The following is a 20,509-nucleotide window of genomic DNA, read 5'->3' as shown; positions in this document are numbered from 1 at the left end:
GCGGCCAGCCTCCAACGCAGGGTGGCCACCTGAATATTGGTAAAACTTTTCAGATCGAGCCTCAAACCTGACCTATCCTGACCGCTTTAATGATTAACTCCCAAACCGGGTATTGGCGCAGGTAAACCAAGCACCAGTATAATTAGCCGGCTCTTTATCAACCCTAGAATGTTTTATTCAGGAAGGGCCCGGATAAACTGATCTCACCATTAGCCATCCATTTGCAGGTCATCATATGCAAGAACCTATCTGTAATCCGAACGATGGCAAAAGACCCATCTCCATCTTCATTAGGTTGGCACCAGGCGTTATTCACTTCAAACACATCGTACCCCTGCCATTTCATATTAATGGCCTCGTGAGTATGTCCCGCAAAAATGCCTACAACATTATAGGGAGCGATAACCTTGCGGTATTTCTTTAGTTGCGCGGCATCAAACCACTTGATGGCCCATTCATCATAACCGTAATGCTGGAATATCACCACCGGCTTGCCATGTGCAGCATGCCGGGCCAGGTCATCGGCTAACCAATCAAGACTTGATGTTTGACCAAAGGCAGTATCCCCCGGATACAATTGGCCGTGCACCAAATGCACGTGCTCCCAATCCCAAGAATAGTTTCGCGATAAGGCATCGTAGTTAGTAACTGGCACGGGTGCCGCTGCCCCTTTATGTCGGGCATCCACATAGTCCCACATCATTTGCCGCCGTTGTGCCAGCAGGCCGGCCTCCACTTCCGGGTTCACATCATGATTACCCAAACCCACGTAGGTAGGAAAGTGAATATGCCGGTCACCCGGCCCCTGTTCATAGCGCTGCTTAAACAGGTTGAGTGCGGCCGGATGGGCCCGATCGACCAAATCACCGGCCAGTACCAGGCCGCGTATCCCTTCGATAAACTGACCGGCACTTGCAAAATTTGTTTTAATACCATCAATCTGCGCGGGCCACTTTAGCTGCGGCACCTTATTCATGGCCTGCACCTGCCTATACTGATCGGTCTCCGGGGGCTCATCAAAATGAGTGTCAGCGCCCACTAAAAAGGTAAGGTCAAAAGCTGGTGACACATTGCTTGCCCAACTATTGGGCACCCACGCGGCGAATGAGAGCAAGCCACTATATTTGAGAAAATCCCTTCTATTCACAGCTAATCGTTTTAAACTATTCAACAAACAAGAAAATATCCGGCAAGGCTTGCCTTTTAATGCCAATACCCGTGAGCCCCACTTCCAGGGTTTGCCCCATATAATTTTCGAAATAAAGCACCTTGATTTTATGAAACCCGGCTTCCAACGCTATTTCATTTTCTCTTGTACGCGCACTGTGGCCACCATCATTATCGATTAACAGTTGATCATCAATCAGCAATTGCGAACCATCATCGGAGCGCAGGTAAAAACGGTAATTACCTGTTTGGGGTATTTTCAGCCAGCCTTCATACATAAAGCCAAAATAATCATCCACCTCAGCCGGATTAAGTGAGATATTAGGGATATAACCTGACTTCAGGCATTTCAGGCCGGCCAGCTCGGCTGTCGATTGTATCTTGTCTTCGTAATAGGTATATCGAATACCCGGTTTTACCTTATCCAACTTGGTAGCCGGCAAAAACACGGTTTTGGGGTCAGGTGCCGGCATGCCAGCCGGATAATAATAGTGATGCATCTTCTCCCTGCCCGTTCGTATCCATGTTTCGAAAGAAAAATCACCCTCCTTCAGCACGATGATGCGTCCACCCCGGTCGAGTTCGCCATAGGCATCGTAGCCACTCACCTGGCCAAAAGCCAGGGCAATACCCTTATGCAGACCAATGTAATTGTTATCATGATCATGTCCCACGAAAACACCCATCACATCCTGCATCTGCAGCATTGAGGCAAACATACCGGAATTAAGCGCCGGGGCAGCCACCCCTTCCAACTGATCGCCTACCGTTGTTGCCGCACCAACTATGTGTTTATACTCCGGCAGGGGGATATGGAAAAAGGTCAGAGCCGGCAAAGGGAGCCCATCATTTTTATTCGCAAATCGCTGACTCGCCCGGCGGTACCAGTCTATCTGATCGAACTGAATCCAGTCGTAATTTGAGATTTCTTCATCTTCGGCATAGGCATTGGAGTCGAAGAAATAAAGAAGCGCTGCTTCCTTAGCGCCGTCCGATGCATTAATGGGCAACACGTAATTCCCGATACCACTCACATCCCCTTTTATCCCCATAAAAAAAGGCAAGTCTTCCAACAGATCAAAAACCTGCGTGCGTGAGATGTCCGGCTCGGCATCGTGGTTACCCAGGGTCACGGCCCAGGGCACCTCAGCATTGATAAAAATATCAGCCACTTCAAGCCAGCCCTTATGAGCCGGCACCTCCACAACCACATCCCCGGTGAGTACCACCAGATCAGGCTGCTCAAGATCCAGCACATGCTGTATGGTGGCGATGGTTTTGGCACAATTGGCTGAACCCGATTTCCAATGCAGGTCGGTGAACTGGGCTATTTTAAACGTGCCACCGTCATTAAAGCGCAAAGCTGACTGCTCCTGTCCTATAAGAGCCATAAACGGTACACCCACCAACAGGAGGCATAGCCAAAAAGAAGAGGCTGTATATTTTTTAATTAAACCCATAATTACTAGCGTTTAAGTTGAAGCAATTTAACAATCTTTTCGAACACCTCGGTATTCTCATAAATACCGCCAAATAGTTCGGCGCCTGGACCATAGGCATACACCGGCACCAGGATGCCCGAATGCCCCCCGGTAGAAAAATGACCGCTTACCTGACCTGTCTCGATATCGCCATCCAGTAAGGTCAATCCGCCCGTTTCGTGGTCAGCCAGCACAATCACCAGTGTTTCACCATCCTGCTCGGCCCATTGCAACACCCGTCCAATGGTCTGGTCAAAATCAAAAATTTCTTCCATCAATTTGGGCACATCATTCCAATGCCCGCAATCATCAATCCGTGAACCTTCAAACATGGCAAAAAAGCCATCTTTGCTATTATCAAGCAGCGACAAAGCATGCAGACAAGCCGCCTGAAACACTCTGCCACGCTCGGCTGCCAGAGGCAACTGACCGTCTTCCAAAACGGAAAACACCTTGCCCCCTTCAAGCACTTTAGTGGCAGACCAGTTCGATGGTGTTTGATAACCGGCTGCTTCCATCTCGGCCATTAAGTTACGCTGATCGGTTCGTTGCGTGAACACCTTTCGCCCACCTCCGAAAATATAATCCACTCCACAGCTTAAAAAGTCAAGAGCCAATTGCTCTTCCTGGTCCCGATCACTATGGTGAGCACAAAAGGTAGCGGGCGTCGCATCCGTCAGATTACAGGTAACCACAACGCCGGTTGACAAACCCTTCTCATGGGCCAGCTTGGCCAGCGACGACAAGGGACGCCCTACCGTGTCCACACCGACGGAATGATAATTGGTTTTTTGTCCCGTGGCCATGGCCGTTCCGGCTGCCCCCGAATCGGTGATCAATCGGTTAGCCGCATAGGTACGCATGAGTCCCACGGTTGGAAATTGATCCAGGTTGAGTTGGCCATGATTAGCAACCCAGGCAGCTGAAACCTGATGAAGCCCCATCCCGTCGCCGATCATCAGCACAACATTTTTTAGCTTTCGCGCCTTTTTTTGACTTAAAGTCACTTTCTGATAGGCTTGCGCATTGGTATAGGTTAATTTTTCAGCAGCCTGATTGTTCTGCGACTGACCTGCAGCTGGGGCAGCCACTATGAGAATGGCAGCCATAAGCAGCCCTAAATAGTTCATTATCTTCATAACTTAATCGTCTTTTGGAGGTATTTATTTTTTATCACTTAAGGGGTATTGACCGGCTTTTTCGGTGTAAAATGTGCGCAAAGCTTTTAAGTCATCCGCCCCAATTAGTACGTTGGGCTCGGCAGATAAACAGTTCCACACATTACGCTTCACTTGAGCGCTATGATTGGGCGCTCCCCAAAAACGCAGCAGCGAACCGGCTGCACGCGCTTTGCCCGCCAGCGAAGCCAAGCGCTTTTGCTCAACATCAGGCATAAGCCCTGTGCCATCCCAGCTGAAGAAATCACCCCATGCACCACTTACTAAAGGCATCAGATGGGCAGGTATCGCTGTGTCCAGCTCATTCATGCGCCCATCCAAAAATATGTGACCGCTTTTACGGGTCAGCAGGGTGTCAATCGCCCTTCCACCGGAAATAATCACTTTCACCGCCTTTTTAGTCAGGCCGGCTTCATCGTAAGTGGATAGTAAGGACTGATAATCGGATAAAATTTGCTCTAATAATAAAAACGAGCGAACAGCATCTCTTTTAATGTCAATCACAAGCAACACCTCGCTGCCATCGCCATAAACAGAGCCCTGGTTATCCTTCACCACTTTTAACAGCGGATCAAGGTAAAGCGAAGGAAGCGTACGACCTTCAGTAATTTCGTAATCGTCGTGTGCCACATAGAGTGAATCACCCAGGGGAAAAACATCCACCTCAATACTTTTAAAACGGTAAGTGAGGGCATCGTGCAAAGGATGCGTGTGGCGGTAATCGTTATGGGCATGACCGGCCGCACAAGCCAGTGGAGACCCTCCCGCCTTTTGCGGAAATGCATGGCTATTCGCTAACAAACAGGCTATAAGGAAAAATATAGACAGGCTTTTCATCATCATTTCTAGTATTAATAAGGATGCCGGACAGCATAAAGAGCCCGGCATCCTTGAAATCACATTATTATCAACACAGGAATTATTTTATTTCCAGCCTTTATTCTGCTCAATACCCGATACATCAATCACATTATTAGGAATCACCCATACATGATGTACTTCCGGGTCAAACTGCGGACGCGCCGGACGCACTTCTTTAATGGTATACGCCGATGAAGGATCCGTTTTATCGGCATGCTCGCGGCCGTGCAATGGCAAAGCATAAATGCTATCTGCATCGCCCCAGCGAACCAGGTCGAAGTGGCGATTGGCAAACTCACCGGCGAACTCCACCCGGCGCTCCTGCTTCAGATCATCCATGGTAGCGCCGCTTAGTAGCGCTAAGCCAGCCCGATCGCGTATGGCATTAATATCCAGATCCGCATTTTGTCCTTGCATCAGCAAGGCCTCTGCTTTCATCAGCACAATTTCAGAATAGCGCAAGATGGGCACATCGGCAATGGTTGTAGGTGCATTACCATTAGGATTAATGGTCGTTCCTACCGGATTGTCATAGCCATAAGGCTCCATGTATTTATTAAACTGGAAGCCACTTTGTGAGTTTTGTGAGGCGTATTGACGGGTTTCGCCAAACCATTTAAATTCCTGTCCGAATTCTAAAATAGTAGCTTTAAGACGCGCATCACCTGCTTCAAAAGCGTTATACAACTCTAATGTTGGCTGATAATAACCCCAACCATTGTAATCGCCCCAGCCTTTGTTCTCCAGCATCACACCGGGTAACTTACTGCCGGCATCCACGCCCGAAACGGCCGACCAGATATACTCGGGTCCAAAATCGTTCTCAGCGGTAAATACATTGCGGAAGTCAAGATCCGGATTATCCGTATCCAGCACATGCCTGTTAGAGCCCGAATTCGTTACCATATCGCAATAGCGCACCACCTCGGCCCATTTAGACTCATCGTATTGTGCCCAATACAGATTCGTTTTAGCGATATAAGCCAACGCAGCATCTTTATGCGCCCGCCCCAGGTCTTCACTGGCGTATTCAGTAAATAATGGCAAGAGCTCAGCCGCCTTTTCCAGATCGCTGACAATATGCTCGTAATTGTCAATCACACTGGCCGGTCGGGTAAATTGGTCGTCAAACATATTGGCTTCGGTGATGATGGGTACACCGCCGTTAGCGCCATTATCACCATAGGTGTGTGCCAACCAGAAATAGTGGAAGCCACGCATAAAATAAGCTTCACCGAGAATGCGCTGTTTCAGGTTTTCGTCCATATCGATAGCAGGTACATTCGCAATCACATCGTTGGCCCGGCGTATCACCTTATAACTCTGTGGATACATCCAACTGAAATACCCCTCGTCGCCACTCAGGTTAAAGTAAACAGCCGCATCTGCTTTGGCATTCACCCGTCCTGTAATCATATCGTCGGAGGCATTAATGTACCACATAAAACCGCGGGTAAACATGTCTTCATCTTTCATGTAATAGTACATGGCATTGGCACCCGCCAGGGCATCGGCCTCATTTTGCCAGAAGTTACCCTGCGTGGCACTTCCTTTGGGCACCAGGTCGGTAAAATCGTCTGAACAACTGATCAGGCTTCCGATTAACAGTGCAGGTAATATATATTTTAATAATTGAATCTTTTTCATCACTATTTTTCTTTTATTCTGTTTGATTTGTTTGAAGCTTAAAAAGAAAGCGATAAACCGGCCGACAATACGCGGGCTACAGGATAGTTACCCACATCGAAACCAATACCTCCTACTTCAGGATCCATACCGGAATAATCGGTGATGGTCAGTAGGTTTTCCGCTGAAACATAAACCCGCAATGACGAGCCCTCAACTAATTTATTCAATGTAGACGCTGGTAAGGTGTAACCTAAGGTCAGGTTTTTCAGGCGCAGATAAGCGGCATCTTCCAGGTACCAGGTTGAGTTGGTTCCAAAATTCCGGTTATTGTCAACGGTTTGAAGGCGTGGTATGTTTGAGCCCCTATTGCTTTCCGACCAGGCATTCAGCACACGGTTATCGCGGTTATATGTTTGTTCTGCCATATTATAGGCCGAGTATTTATAACCATTAAATACTTGTGTTTGACCAACCCCTTGCCATAGCATAGCTAAATCAAACCCCTTGTATTCGGCCGAGAAATTCATGGAATAGGTAAAGTCGGGGAAGGCATTGCCATGGAAGATACGATCACCATCGGTAATTTGTCCATCGCCGTCTACATCGGTAAATTTAAGATCACCGGGCTGGGCATTGGGCTGAATCAGGGCACCATTCCGGGCGTGGGCATCCACTTCAGCCTGACTCTTGAATGTACCCTCACAAGGTATCAGGTAGAAAGAGTACAACGATTCACCGGGCATCGAACGGTAAGGATACAAGGTACCACGTACATTGTTATTATGAGCGATATAGTCGCTGGTGTAACCTTCTAAATCCTGCAGCTCATTTTGTATCGAAGAAAGGTTAAGGCCCACTGAATACTTAAACGGCTTGCTGTGGTCGCGGTAGGTCAGTCCTAACTCATAGCCCCAGTTTTTAACCGTTCCCACGTTGGAGGTAGGCCCTTTACTTACACCCGTATGCGGATCAGCCGAATTGGTCATAATCATATCGTTGGTGTATTTCCAGAAATAATCGGCCACTACTTCCAGTTTATTATCCAGCAAAGTCATATCAATGCCGGCATCATAAGTCTCAGAGGTCTCCCATTTAAGGTTTCTGTTGGATTGCTGTCCCACATAATAACCGGGCAAGTATGTCGGTTGTGCTCCCAAGTAAGGCCGGTGCGATGACAACGGTACGTTGTAAGCATAGTAACCCACCGATTGAATATTACCAATCTGACCCCACGATAAGCGAAGCTTTAATGAATTAATCCAGCTCAGGGATTGCATAAAGGGCTCAGATGACACGCGCCAGGCAGCAGAAACTGAAGAAAATACATCGCTGTTATTAGCCTTGTCTAATCGGGAGGTACGATCTGAACGAATGCTACCCGACAGGTAATATTTATCGGCGTAATTGTAGCGCACCCGTCCGATGGCCGAGGTTAAAGCATCTTCGTAAACGTCACTACCCCATTCAATCATCTCTTCACCATTCTCCATATACTGGTACCAATCGGCTTCCTGCGAGAATCCCTGCAAATGAACGTCGTTAGCTTCGTAATTGGTTTTCTGAGATGAATACACACCGGTTAAGTCCAGCTTGTGCTTGCCAAAATCCACATTGTAGGTCAATTGGTTATCCCAAATCCACTTATGACGATCCGACCAGCTTTGATCCAGATAATTCATTTCTGTGCGCCGCCCGGATTCCGGAATCATCGGCGTAAACTTTTTATAATCATCGCTCACAATATCATAAGAAAACGATGAACGGAACTTCAAGCCCTCAACAATATCGGCATCGATATATGCATTGGCATTATAGGTAGTAGTTGGATTGTTTACATTGGGACGTTTTAATAAGGCCACCGGGTTATAAACATCGCCATAGGCACCTGCAAAGATCGACCCTTCAGGGGCTACCCCATGATAGGCACCATCCTCATCATAAACAGGTGCCGCCGAAGGCATGTAAATGGCATTAATAATGGCCCCCGAATAGCTGGAGCTGGTATTTGCGCCCACCGCGTTGTTATGCGTCAGATAAAAATTTTCGCCCACGGTAATTTTATCACTGAGGTCATACTCCGACTTCATACGAAACCCAAACTTCTTAGAATTGGTACCAACTAATAAACCTTCCCGATCCTGGTAATTAAACGAGGTCATATAACGTCCCTTATCATTACCACCGCTAAGCGAAATATTAGCATTATACACGCTGGCGTTTCTAAAGATGGCATCCACCCAGTTGGTACGGTTTACAGCACCCCATGGGTTTTGAGCCGCGTCGTGCGCCGGCAAACGTCCTTGTCCCGCGTTATCGGTGGCAATATTGTAAGCCATGCTCTGCTCCTGAGCCGTTAAGGGCGTTGGCAGCTTATTGGCTGTTTGCACACCCGTGTAAAGATCCACATTCACCTTTGGCTTACCTTCTTTACCACTTTTTGTGGTGACCACTATAACACCAGAAGAAGCCTGTGCACCATAAATAGAAGCCGATGCCGCATCTTTTAAAATGGTCATGCTCTCGATGTCGTTCGGGTTTAAAGGCCCACCATAATAAGGCATGCCATCCACCACCCACAGGGGCGACTCGTTGTTTACCGAACCGACTCCGCGAATCACCACATTGGGGGTGCTCGTGGGGTCGCCACCATCTTGCACCACTGTTACGCCGGCCACATTGCCCTGCAGAAAATCTTCGGTTGACTTAATGGCACGGCTGCTCATTTTTTCAACCCCTTCTACCGTGGCGATGGACGTTGACAATTCGCCTTTCTTAGCCTTACCGTAACCAATGGCTACAACCTCCTCAAGACCAACAGTCTCGTCCTGCATCACCACTTCATAGACTTCGCGGTTGTCAATCTGCACTTCAACCGTTTTCATACCTATAAAAGAAAATAACAGCACGTCGCCCGTTTGATCTGTTGAAAGGGTAAATTCCCCGTCAAAATTGGTGACCGTACCGATTGTTGTGCCTTTTAAGGAAACGGTTACGCCAGGAATCGGCTCACCAGAAGCATCAATAACCTTACCGGTAAGCAGCTGAACATCCTGCAGCTTACCAACCTGGTCTTCACTATTCACAATTGATTCATGCAAGGCTAATGCATTCGCACCTGGTTCTTTTTTAAACTCCTCTTCTGTCTGGTCTGAACCATTGAGAGCAAAACCTTGTAAGGTTCCCATGAAAAGTAACAAGGTGGCTAATTTTGTAATCTTTAACCATTTCGATACTGGCATGAAATTACGGTATTCAATGAAAAAATATTCTTTTTTCATAATTTTGTCGTGTTTTAAATTTTAATCTTTTTTGTGGGACATGTTGGCGCATGTCCTGCTTTTGGTTTTAATAAACGCTTACTCCATCATCAATCACTCTCTTCACATTGTAACATCATGTTTTTGGGTTTATGTTTCCATTCGATTTATTAATCGCTGCAAAAGAACTCACGGAATGTTACCTGAAGGTTAAATGGAATTCACCAAAACTTTAAATAACGTTCCAGCCAAGTAAGTATTAGAAGAGATGAGTAGTGGGACTGATTTGCAAGGCGCAAAAAATAAAGTATTCGTCATGCCGACTTAAATAATTCAACTCACGATTTGTCGATATAGTATTGAGTCAAAAAAAGCCCTGCCTTAAGGACGGATAATCTTATGGCAGGGCTTTGTTATGATACTTATAATTATTCGCATGACGAGTAGGTAGTTGTAAAAGCACACTATTAATTAAGTACCGACCGAACAGTTCTTTACCAGTGCTGTGTAATAGAGAGCCGTTTCATAGAACAACAATATTTTCATCTGGCTACTAAAAAAAGAATGCCAATATCAGACGCCCTTAAGGCGTATAGAGTAGTTTATAATGTTAGAAATAAGAAAACGCCATGAAATCTCCGTCTGCACCTTACTTCCCCCGGTTAATCAAGTACACGCCGAACAGCACAACACCCATAAACAGTAGGTGATAAGCGGTAACCTGCTCACCATCTAACAATCCCCACATAATGGCAAAGATTGGAATCACATAGGTTACGGAGGAGGCAAACACCGGCGAGCTGTATTTTATGAGCGTATTCATCAGCAGCATGGCGCTTGCCGTACCCACAAGTCCGAGCAAAATCATGGCTCCCAGGTGAAGCTGCCAATGGGCATTCAGTGTGGCAGCTTGAATATCGGTGCTGAAAAAAATGACGGCAGCCAAAGGACCAAAAAAGAAGAAGGACAGGGCGGTAATCCGTATTCCACTGAGGTGCGTAAGATAGGCTTTCACTACGTTAATATTAACGGCATAGCAAATTGTGGCAGCCACCACAAAAAAAGCATAAGCATTAAGGTTACTCAGCGCCACATCCTCGCCCGATACAATTAAGCCCAATGCACCCAACAAACCCATACCAATGCCAATAAACTGGCTAAGCCGGCTTTTTATACGAAAAACCAACACACTGAGCAGCAAAGTGAAAACGGGTGTTAAAGAGTTAAGCATACCTGCCAGCGAGCTATCGATGCGTGTTTGAGCCGTGGTAAAGAGAAAGGCCGGTATAAAATTACCCACAAAGCCGGCAATAATAAGCGGCAGTACGTCAGGCCGCTTTAGAGTCCGGATGTATCGAAGGGCCCAGGGCAACAAAAACATAGAAGCGAAACCCATGCGCAGCGTAGCCACTTGTATATTGGTAAAACTTTTCAGACCGATCTTCATTAGGATAAACGAACTCCCCCAAACCAAACCCAGTAATAGCAGCACGGCGAACTGAAACCATCTTTTTTCCCAAGGCATTTTAATATTTTTTTACAAAACTAGCATTTTTAACGAAGCAAAAGGAAGGCCTTTGAAAAACTGTACAACAGTGCCTTGCACATATACCACAGCACAAATACTGATCAATATCCAACCAATCAGTCACATTCTTTTTATCTTTAAGCAAATTCAAATTCCACAATTATGCAACGAATTAATAATGCCACTTTCTTGCTGGCGCTCATTATTTTCATCTCCAATTATGGCATGCAGGCACAAAACGTGTTATCGCCTGCTGAGCTGCTGCAGCTGCAAAGGGCCAGAACCGTGCAAATGCACCCCGATGGCAAACAACTGCTTTATACTGTCTACAAGCCCCGCACACCCAACGAAGCACCGGGTGGTTCGCATGCTGAATACAGGGTGATGGATGTAAGTACCCGACAAAGCAAGGCCCTATTTAGTGATCAGCTTAAGGGAAGGGCTCCACATTGGAGCCCCAACGGTAAGCATCTGGCTTTCAAAAAGAGAACTAAAGGCCACTATCAGATATTTGTCCTTGCCGAAAATAGCGACGAAGCCATACAGGTCACCCATCAGGAAAACGGCGTTAACACCTTTCAGTGGCATCCCAATGGCAAAGGTTTTGCTTACCTTTCCTCCACACCTTCTTCCGACAAAGAGAAGGAACTGAAGAAGCGGGGCTATGACTTTATAACTTTTGAGGAAAACATAAAGAACGATAGGCTCTTCCTGATTGAACTGGATGAGGCCTTCATGCAAACTGCTATACATCAGTTAACAGAAACAGGGAATGTGTGGGACTTCAATTTTGACCAGAAGGGCAAACAGCTGGCTTATTCTGCAACGGATCAGAAGCTTATCGATCAGCGCTATATGTTCCGAAAAATACATGTGTATGACCTGGAAGCAGGTAAGCGTAAGCGGGTACTCAATAACGTAGGTAAGCTGGGCAATTACTGCTTCAGTCCTGATGGCAAGCACCTGGCCTACACCGGCGCCTTAAATATTAACGACCATGCTGTTAGTCAGCTGTACAAAGTAAGCCTTGCCAATGGCGAAACCTCCAACCTTACGCCTAGTAACTACAGGGGACATATCAGCTGGTGCGCCTGGAAGAATAATAAAGAAATCGCCTACCTTGCCCATGAAGGCGTATATCCAAAACTCTTTACTACTTCAATTAAAAACGAAAAGAGAAAGCTGATGCTAGATGCGGCCAAAGAGGGCATAATATTCAGCGCTCCTGTCTATTCAGCCGGCTTTGATTCCTTTGCCTTCAGCGGAAGTACGCCCCGCGATCAATCAAATATTTACCATTGGGATGGGCAATCTGCCCCGGTTAAAATAAGCAGCCTGAACCCACAATTGGCCCAGACGAAGCTGGGCAAGCAAGAAATAATTAAATTCAGTGCCCGCGACGGTATGCGCATCGAAGGTCTTTTAATTAAGCCCGTAGACTACCAGGAGGGTAAAAGATATCCCTTAATTGTTTACGTGCATGGCGGACCGGAATCGCACCATAGCAATGGCTGGCTCAGCGGCTACTCAACGCCCGGGCAAGTGATGGCGGGCAAAGGCTACCTGGTTGCTTACTTTAACTATAGGGCCAGCACGGGCTATGGCGTCGACTTTGCCATGCAGGGCTTTAAAGACCCGGCCGGTAAGGAGTTTGATGACCTGGCCGATGGCATTGACTACCTGGTAGAAAATTACGGTGCTGATAAAGACCGTGTGGGCATGGCCGGTGGCTCCTATGGCGGCTACGCATCCGCCTGGTTTGCCACCTATTACACCGATTATATCAGGGCAGCCGCGGTATTTGTGGGCATCACCAATGTGATTAGTAAAAAAGGAACTACAGATATCGCCTACGAAGAACTGTATGTGCACAGCGGCGACCCGCTGGAGAAGCAATGGGAAATGAATTTAAAGCGCAGCCCGGTTTACCATGCTCATAAAAGTAAAACAGCCACCCTCATCTATGGCGGAGCCGCCGACCCACGCATCCATCCCTCGCAAAGCCTTGAATTATACCGCCGTATGAAAATGAATAGACACCCTGCCGTGCGCCTGGTGCAATATCCTGGCGAAGGGCATGGCAACCGCAAACAAGTAGGTCGCATCGATGTGTTATACCGTCAGATAGCGTGGATGGATTGGTATGTGAAAGACCTTAAAGACCTTGACGGCCCCATGCCACCGCTGGACATCAGCGATCAGTACGGATTAGACTGGGAGTACTAACAATACGCTGTTGCTTTTAGTGACGAATCAGATCTTAAATACCCTGATCCTCAATAGAAAATAACAAAAACGCTGTGGCTCCGAAAAAAAGTCACAGCGTTTTTATTATGTAAAGATTGTATGTATCCCTGCTTATGAAAGCAAGCGATAATCAGGAAACCGACTTAGGCAGGCTAAAGAAAAATGCGGCACCACCCTTGGGGGCATTTTTAACAGACACCTCCCCCTTGTGCAAGTTAACGGCATGCTTCACAATGGCTAATCCTAATCCGGTACCGCCAGACTTACGCGAGCGCCCGGCATCAACACGGTAAAATCGCTCAAAGATGCGTGCCAGATGCTCTTCCGGAATACCGATACCATTATCGGCAACCGAAAAATAATAGAACTCCTCATCCTGGTGATACATAGTAATATCGATGGTAATATTATCGCCTGCATAGTTCAGGGAATTGCCCACCAAATTCTCAAAGATTGACTCGAGAAGAGAGCGATCGCCTTTGACCACCACAGCATCATCGATGCCAACCTTTAAACGGGCATTAATTTTATCAATCCGCTCCTGATTATTATCCAGTACTTCATCCACCACCTGTCTGATAGCAATGGCTTCAAACTGAAAATTAGACACTGCTTCTTCAATTTTGTTGAGCACCGAAATGTCCTCCAACAACTCAGTCAGTCGTTGTGTTTGTGCATAGGCCTTTTGGATAAAGTAATCCTTCTTATCTGCCGGTAGATCCGCATTACTCAAGATGGTTTCGAGGTAACCAAAAATGGACGTCGTGGGCGTCTTCAACTCGTGCGAAATATTGGAGGTCATCTGCTGCTTCAATAACTTGCGGGTTTCCAACTTGGTTATATCATTAATATATACCTCAAAACTTTTATCCGGAAAAACGATACACTTAATATCGAAGTAGTATCCATTTTTAAAGAGCGTATCACTCATTTGGGGCAGGTTATTGGCGTTGATTTCATCGGTATTTTTATCCACAAACTTGGTGATAAACTTATGTAAGGACTTTAATTCTTTGATTTCAAATAGATGTTCGGGGTTGATGGACGCCTGCTCGGCAATCAAATTGAGATATTGTACAAAGTGACTGTTGGTTAACAATGCCTTTTTATCGGCAGAGAAAAACCCGACGCCTTCGCGCAATACAAATAAATGCTTAATCAGCTTTTCTTTTTCTGTGCTTAATGCGGTCTTAGCCTCATCCAGATTTTTATACATCGAGACAATTTGATCACCTATCACACCTAATTCGTTGCTTGGAAATTGAATATTACTGTTGACACCTTTATTTTGTTGAAGGTTAATAGCAAAATCTTTCAACTTGGTAATACTCTCGCTCAACTTGCTAGTTACAAAGGATAACACAACGAATGCAACCACAAATACAAAGGCGATAAATATCAGAAAGGCATGATCGGCCTTTAAAAAGCTTTGAATCGCCTCGTCGTACACTTCGGCTGCCCGGATGTAATAGGCTCCATAATTATGTGCATAGTAAAAAAAATTCTGATTGGTTGAAGCCGAATGCCTGATGTTGGAACCTGTATTGGATTTTGAAAATTTAGCCCGTTGAATTTCGGGACGCTGCAAATGATTTTCGAGACCTTCTAAATTTTTTACAAAGTTATCGTACAGAACCTGACCCTCGCTATTGATTAGGGTAATGCGGGTATCCCGGGTAGGCACAATCTGCATTAAAGAATCCAGCAGCGCATAATTTTTAGTCTCAAGAATGCTGTTATGCTCAATAAAGCGGCTGGTCAGATCCGTTATACCATCGAGTGTATTCTCGAGCTGCATAGTTCTAAACTGTTTTTCGCGCTTGTACTGAAATAACAAAAACGATACTAATAAGACCGAAAAAACAGAAAAAAAGTAAATAAACAACCTACGTTTATAACTGACTTTAGAAAACATAACACGCTATTATTAATGATTATACTTCAAAAAAATAACCAAGACCGGGCCTGTTCTTTAAATACTCACCATAATGTTTCAACTTCTTTCGAAGCCGGGTTATATTTACATCAACGGTTCGGTCGGCCACTATTACATCATCGCCCCATATTAGCTGCAGAATTTCATCGCGTGAAAATACTCTGGATTGATGTTCAAAAAATAATTTTAATATCTCATATTCCTTACGAGTCAAGGGTACCTGCTCTCCATCGATGGCCAGGCCTTTACGGTCAAGGTCTAAAACCAAGCCTTTAAGTTCAATAATGCGACTCTTCTCTTGAATGGTAGTATTACGCCGCAGTACCACTTTAACGCGGGCAATCAACTCCTTAAGCGAGTAGGGCTTGGTTATATAATCATCGGCTCCCAGGTTAAAACCCGTCAGTACATCGTTTTCTGCACCCCGCGCTGTCAGATAAATAACGGGCACCGTGAGTCTTAACTCTTTACGGATGACATCAACCAACTTAAAACCCGACATTTTTCCCATCATCACATCCACTAATAAAAGATCGAATGCTTTCAAGTCCTTTTTCAACGCTTCCTCCGCTGAGTATGCGATATCTGTTTCGTAGCCCTCGCTTTCGAGATTAAATTGCAATATTTCGCAAAGGTCCTCCTCGTCATCGATAATTAATATTCGTTTCTTACTTTCATTCATGCGATTAAAGTTTACACGAATATACAAGGAAATACCAACTCTTGTTTACTCCATCATGTTTTGATGCCGGATATCTCTACCGTCCTGCGCAAAAATGGAGGCTTCGGCAATGTGGCAGGCATGATCGCCAATGCGCTCAATTTTTGAGATAATACTCTTGAAATTGATCAGGTTCACCAGCATCTCACGCGCTTCATCCTGCAAACTGGTTTTTTTAATACCCTTTTTCAACATCTTCTTATAGATTTCATCAATCACCTCATCGTTTTTAATGGTCCATAGAGCTGCCTCCCGGTCCTTGTTAATAAATGACAAGAGTGATTTTTCAACCATGCTATTGCTAGCGGTAATCATGTTAAAAATGAAGTCCGACAGGTCACCATACAACTTAGAATCCTCAATTTTCTGAATAAAGCGGGCCACATCCTTCACCAGGTCACCAATACGTTCCATGTTAATAACAATGCGGTAACAGGCCATCAGGTTACGTAATTCAGAAGCTACCGGATGATGCAATACGATGGCATTTATAATCTTTTCACTAATCTGCACCTCGTAGATATCCAGCTTTTGCTCGGTGGCCTCTATTTGCTTAATTTCTTCATCAAACTTTTCATACCCAGTTTGCACCAACCTTTCCAGTGCAGTTAACTGCTGCATCATTAAATCAGCGTAGCTTTTAAAGTCTTTATCTATCTTTTTTAGGGCCTTGTCTTTTTGTAACATACTCAATTATTTTTGAGGGTTTTAAGGGTGTACTTAATCGTTAAAAGTTGATTTCGCATAGATTTTTGGAGATATAATTAAACCTCCATTCTGGATAAGCCTATTCATCAACCAAATTTTCCGGTCAGATATTCCTCCGTTTTGCGGACGCGCGGATTAGTAAACATCATCTTTGTTTTACCATATTCAACCAAATCGCCCAAATACATAAACATGGAATACTCGGAAATACGCGCTGCCTGCGCCATATTATGGGTAACCATCACAATGGTATAGTTTTTCTTAAGCTCAACCAGCAAATCTTCTATTTTGGATGTGGCAATGGGGTCCAATGCCGACGTTGGCTCATCCAATAATATTACCTCCGGCTGAAAAGCCAGGGAACGGGCAATACACAAGCGCTGCTGCTGACCGCCGGATAAAAAGGTTCCTTTTTTATGCAAGGCATCCTTCACCTCGTCCCACAGAGCCACATTGGATAAGGAACGTTCCACAATATCATCGCGTTCAGTCTTTTTAAGCCGAATGCCATTTAACTTGTAGCCTGCCAATACATTATCATAAATACTCATGGTTGGAAAAGGGTTAGGCCGCTGAAAAACCATACCGATATTACGCCTTAAATGAATGGTGGACATCTTCATGATATTTTCCTCGTTCAGATAAATATCACCCACCGTTTTAATATCCGGATACAGCTCGTGCATCCGATTAATGGCGCGCAACAAGGTACTTTTACCACAACCTGATGGTCCCATAATAGCCGTGATGGCATTTTTTTTAATGGTCACATTAATGTCCTTCACAGCGTATTTATCGGCCTTATTATAGGCGATGGACAAGTCTTTGATGGAAAGAACCGGGTTATTAACAATGTCTATATTATTATTCATAATTATAATTTCCTTAGTGTTTAGCTGCAATTCGCTTTGCAATAATATTCAGGGTTAATACAAAGCCCATCAAAAAGAGGGAAGAGCTCCAGATTAAATCTGCCATGTTAGGGTCGTTATAAAAATCCCATATCAGCAGCGGAACAGCACTTGTTGGCTCTGCCGGATTCCAGTTAATCATAGGGTTACCCAGCGTGGTTAACAAAAGTGGCGCCGTTTCGCCCAGGATGCGCGATATGGCCAGTAAAATGCCCGTGGACAAACCACTCAAACCAGAAGGTATCAAAACCCGCAGAATCACTTTATAATACGGCACCCCCAAAGCTAATCCGGCTTCTTTTAACGAACCGGGTAGCATCAGCATAGTTTCTTCTGTTGAGCGAATAATCAGAGGTAACATCATAATGGCTAAAGCCACGCTCCCTGCCAGGGCCGAATAACCTTGGGTAACCCCCTTTACCACCCACAAATAAGCAATCAGACCCAAAACAATAGAGGGAACACCCTGCAGTATATCCGAAAGGTTACGAATAAGGTTGGCATATATTTTACCCTTATTTTCATATAAGAACAAGCCAATTAAAATACCCACAGGAATGGCTATTAAGGCGGCAATGGCAACAATCAGCAGGGTGCCGGTAATACCATTAACGATACCTCCCGGAATTAATTCACCATTGGCAATGGCCGTCATGGCTTCGTAGGTACTGGGTGTTACTTCTGTGAAAAAAGAGAAATTAATCTGCTTAAAACCCTTAAATACTAATTGCCCAATAATGAGCACAATGGGGGAAATAGTAATGATGGATACAACAATCACTCCCCATAAAAATAGTTTATCTTTAATATTACGGTAAGTGCTTTTGGCGCTGTAATCTACTGCCCTTATTTCGCTTTCCATGTTATTATAATCAATTAAGACAATTTTTTAATAACCAGTTTACCAATGGCATTTACAATACCTGTTATTGCAAATAATAAAAGACCAATGGCTATTAAGGCACTCAATTTTAAACCATCAGCTTCGCCAAACTGATTGGCAATGACACTGGCCATACTGTTGCCGGTGCTAAATAGTCCGGTAGGTATGATATTGGCATTTCCGATGAGCATGGTAACCGCCATGGTTTCGCCTAAAGCCCGGCCAAAGGCCAGGATGAAACTGGCAACAATACCCGAACGGGCATTGGGCAGTACCACACTAAAGATGACTTCCATACGGGTGGCTCCTAAAGAATAAGCCGCCTCCTTAAGCTCGTTGGGCACCATGGAAATAATTTCGGCGCTCAGCGAGGTAGCATAGGGAATAATCATGATGGCCAGAATCAGGCCTGCGGTAAAAATACCATAGCCCTGCGCATCGAGCCCCAGCGAAACAATGAAAGGACGCAGGGTGTAAAATCCCCACAAGCCATAAACAATAGACGGTACACCTGCCAATAAATCGACCATGGAGCCAATGATGGTTGAAAGGGATGATTTTTTAAAATACTCGGCTAAAAACAGGGCAGTGGCAAAGGCCATGGGCAGGCAAATGATGAGTGCCAAAATAGAGGTACTTAAGGTACCTGCAATAAAAGGCAAGGCTCCGTAATTTTCTCTGCCTTCAGTGGGATTCCATTCGCTTGATGTGATAAACCGCCAACCAAATTTCTCAAAAACCGGCAACGCATCGCCAATCAGCGAAAAAACCATACCGGCCGAAACCAATAAAATAACAATTGATGAAACTAATAATACGTATTTGGTTATCGTATCGGACTTCATTATCTCTGTTGTTGTAAGCTACAGGAATAAGACCCTGAGGGCATCTTATTCCAATAGCTTATGTTTTTACTCCGGTAGGTCCTTACTTCAATAAAGCTTCGCCATTGAAGGTAACTGAGCGTAATATTGATTTTGCCTGATTCACTGCTTTAGCGGGAAGTGGTGCGTAGTTAACTTTTTCAGCCACGCCCTGTGCATCAGCACTCACTACCCAATCTAAAAACTCAAGTGTTGCCTGGGCCTGGGCTTTACTTCGTCCACCATAAGCCTGCTCTTTGTAAAGTATTAACCAAGTAAAACCACAGATTGGATAAGCATTGGCATCGTCCGAATTGGTTAGCATGGCACGTGTATCGGCAGGCAAGGCGCCCTGAGCTGCTGCACTGATTGACGCAATGGAAGGCTCGATGTAATTACCACTTTGATTTTGCAGTAAGGCCACCGGCAATTTTTGGGCAAAAGCATACTCGCTACCTACGTAACCAATGGCACCCACTGTAGATTTAATGGTGCCGGTTACACCCGGATTACCTTTGGCACCCATGCCCACTGGCCATTGTAAGGATTTACCTGTTCCCACCTGATCGGCCCAAGCTGCACTTATCTTACTCATATAATCGCTGAAAATATAAGTGGTACCGCTACCATCCGAACGGTGCACGAAGGTGATGGCCAAATCAGGGAGGTTTACGCCTGGGTTATTAGCTTTAATAAGGCTATCGTTCCAATTGGTAATCTTTCCCATAAAAATGCCTTCCAGCAATTCACTCGTCAGTTTAAGTCCTTCTACACCCTCCAGATTATAAGCAATAACAACAGCGCCTAAACAAGTGGGAATATGCACTATTTCTGCAGGCATATCGGCCATTTTAGCATCGGATAAGAAGGCGTCAGTCGCACCAAAATCAACTACCTTGTCTTTTAGGCTTTTGATGCCACCGCCCGAACCAATACCGCCATAGGTTACCAAAGTACCGGTTTTGCCAATGTAATCTTTAATAATCATATTATAATAAGGCATTGGGAAGGTTGCTCCAGCCGCTGCAATACTAACTGAATCGGATGCCTTGTTATCTGCTCCTTTTTTATTGCCTGTCTGACATGCGCCCATTACGGCACCGATCAAGAGAATGGTTAATAATTTTTTCATTGTCTTA

At 45.2% G+C, this 20,509-nt stretch carries 15 protein-coding genes; 1 reads left to right on the top strand and 14 read right to left on the bottom strand.

Going from position 1 to position 20,509, the window contains the following annotated elements; genetic code table 11:
* Positions 1–163 precede the first annotated feature (163 nt).
* The 7 genes from ACRD7A_RS06560 to ACRD7A_RS06530 form a co-directional block, all read right to left on the bottom strand.
* A complete protein-coding gene (locus ACRD7A_RS06560; protein ID WP_430810335.1) occupies positions 164–1,147 on the bottom strand; it encodes a metallophosphoesterase in 984 nt (327 codons plus the stop codon).
* 16 nt (positions 1,148–1,163) lie between these two features.
* Positions 1,164–2,627, bottom strand: coding sequence for a PA14 domain-containing metallophosphoesterase (locus ACRD7A_RS06555; protein ID WP_430810334.1), 1,464 nt, complete (start codon positions 2,625–2,627; stop codon positions 1,164–1,166).
* A gap of 5 nt (positions 2,628–2,632) precedes the next feature.
* Positions 2,633–3,787: an alkaline phosphatase gene (locus ACRD7A_RS06550; protein WP_430810333.1), complete on the bottom strand. Its 1,155-nt coding sequence runs from the start codon at positions 3,785–3,787 to the stop codon at positions 2,633–2,635.
* Between the two features lie 24 nt (positions 3,788–3,811).
* Entirely contained in the window at positions 3,812–4,669 is an 858-nt protein-coding gene (locus tag ACRD7A_RS06545) for a PI-PLC domain-containing protein (RefSeq protein ID WP_430810332.1), read from the bottom strand.
* An 81-nt stretch (positions 4,670–4,750) separates the two neighbouring features.
* Positions 4,751–6,334, bottom strand: coding sequence for a RagB/SusD family nutrient uptake outer membrane protein (locus tag ACRD7A_RS06540; RefSeq protein WP_430810331.1), 1,584 nt, complete (start codon positions 6,332–6,334; stop codon positions 4,751–4,753).
* Between the two features lie 38 nt (positions 6,335–6,372).
* Positions 6,373–9,594, bottom strand: a complete 3,222-nt coding sequence (locus ACRD7A_RS06535) for a SusC/RagA family TonB-linked outer membrane protein (protein WP_430810330.1) — start codon at positions 9,592–9,594, stop codon at positions 6,373–6,375.
* A gap of 628 nt (positions 9,595–10,222) precedes the next feature.
* The gene (locus ACRD7A_RS06530) at positions 10,223–11,098 is read right to left on the bottom strand and encodes a DMT family transporter (RefSeq protein WP_430810329.1); all 876 of its coding nucleotides are present in this window, start codon (positions 11,096–11,098) and stop codon (positions 10,223–10,225) included.
* A 165-nt stretch (positions 11,099–11,263) separates the two neighbouring features.
* Here ACRD7A_RS06530 and ACRD7A_RS06525 point away from each other — a divergent pair, with 165 nt between their 5' ends.
* Positions 11,264–13,327 carry a S9 family peptidase gene (locus tag ACRD7A_RS06525; protein WP_430810328.1) on the top strand — a complete coding sequence of 688 codons (2,064 nt, stop codon included), beginning with the start codon at positions 11,264–11,266 and terminating at the stop codon, positions 13,325–13,327.
* A 151-nt stretch (positions 13,328–13,478) separates the two neighbouring features.
* Here the strand turns inward: ACRD7A_RS06525 and phoR are convergent, their stop codons facing one another.
* The 7 genes from phoR to pstS form a co-directional block, all read right to left on the bottom strand.
* On the bottom strand, positions 13,479–15,263 hold the full coding sequence (gene phoR / locus ACRD7A_RS06520) for a two-component system sensor histidine kinase PhoR (RefSeq protein WP_489672203.1): 1,785 nt from the start codon (positions 15,261–15,263) through the stop codon (positions 13,479–13,481).
* Positions 15,264–15,282: 19 nt separating this feature from the next.
* The gene (gene phoB / locus ACRD7A_RS06515) at positions 15,283–15,966 is read right to left on the bottom strand and encodes a two-component system response regulator PhoB (RefSeq protein WP_430810326.1); all 684 of its coding nucleotides are present in this window, start codon (positions 15,964–15,966) and stop codon (positions 15,283–15,285) included.
* A gap of 45 nt (positions 15,967–16,011) precedes the next feature.
* The gene (locus ACRD7A_RS06510; RefSeq protein ID WP_430810325.1) at positions 16,012–16,692 is read right to left on the bottom strand and encodes a phosphate signaling complex PhoU family protein; all 681 of its coding nucleotides are present in this window, start codon (positions 16,690–16,692) and stop codon (positions 16,012–16,014) included.
* 107 nt (positions 16,693–16,799) lie between these two features.
* A complete protein-coding gene (gene pstB, locus ACRD7A_RS06505; RefSeq protein WP_430810324.1) occupies positions 16,800–17,585 on the bottom strand; it encodes a phosphate ABC transporter ATP-binding protein PstB in 786 nt (261 codons plus the stop codon).
* A 13-nt stretch (positions 17,586–17,598) separates the two neighbouring features.
* Positions 17,599–18,486 (bottom strand): phosphate ABC transporter permease PstA, encoded by an 888-nt coding sequence (pstA, locus tag ACRD7A_RS06500; RefSeq protein WP_430810323.1) that lies wholly within the window; start codon positions 18,484–18,486, stop codon positions 17,599–17,601.
* 14 nt (positions 18,487–18,500) lie between these two features.
* On the bottom strand, positions 18,501–19,352 hold the full coding sequence (gene pstC, locus ACRD7A_RS06495; protein WP_430810322.1) for a phosphate ABC transporter permease subunit PstC: 852 nt from the start codon (positions 19,350–19,352) through the stop codon (positions 18,501–18,503).
* Between the two features lie 82 nt (positions 19,353–19,434).
* Entirely contained in the window at positions 19,435–20,502 is a 1,068-nt protein-coding gene (pstS, locus tag ACRD7A_RS06490) for a phosphate ABC transporter substrate-binding protein PstS (RefSeq protein ID WP_430810321.1), read from the bottom strand.
* Between the last annotated feature and the right edge of the window lie 7 nt (positions 20,503–20,509).

It is taken from the genome of Carboxylicivirga longa, from assembly GCF_050589825.1.
Lineage (GTDB): Bacteria > Bacteroidota > Bacteroidia > Bacteroidales > Marinilabiliaceae > Carboxylicivirga > Carboxylicivirga longa.
Note: the sequence above shows the minus strand (reverse complement) of the source record. Positions and strands in the feature narration are given on the sequence as shown.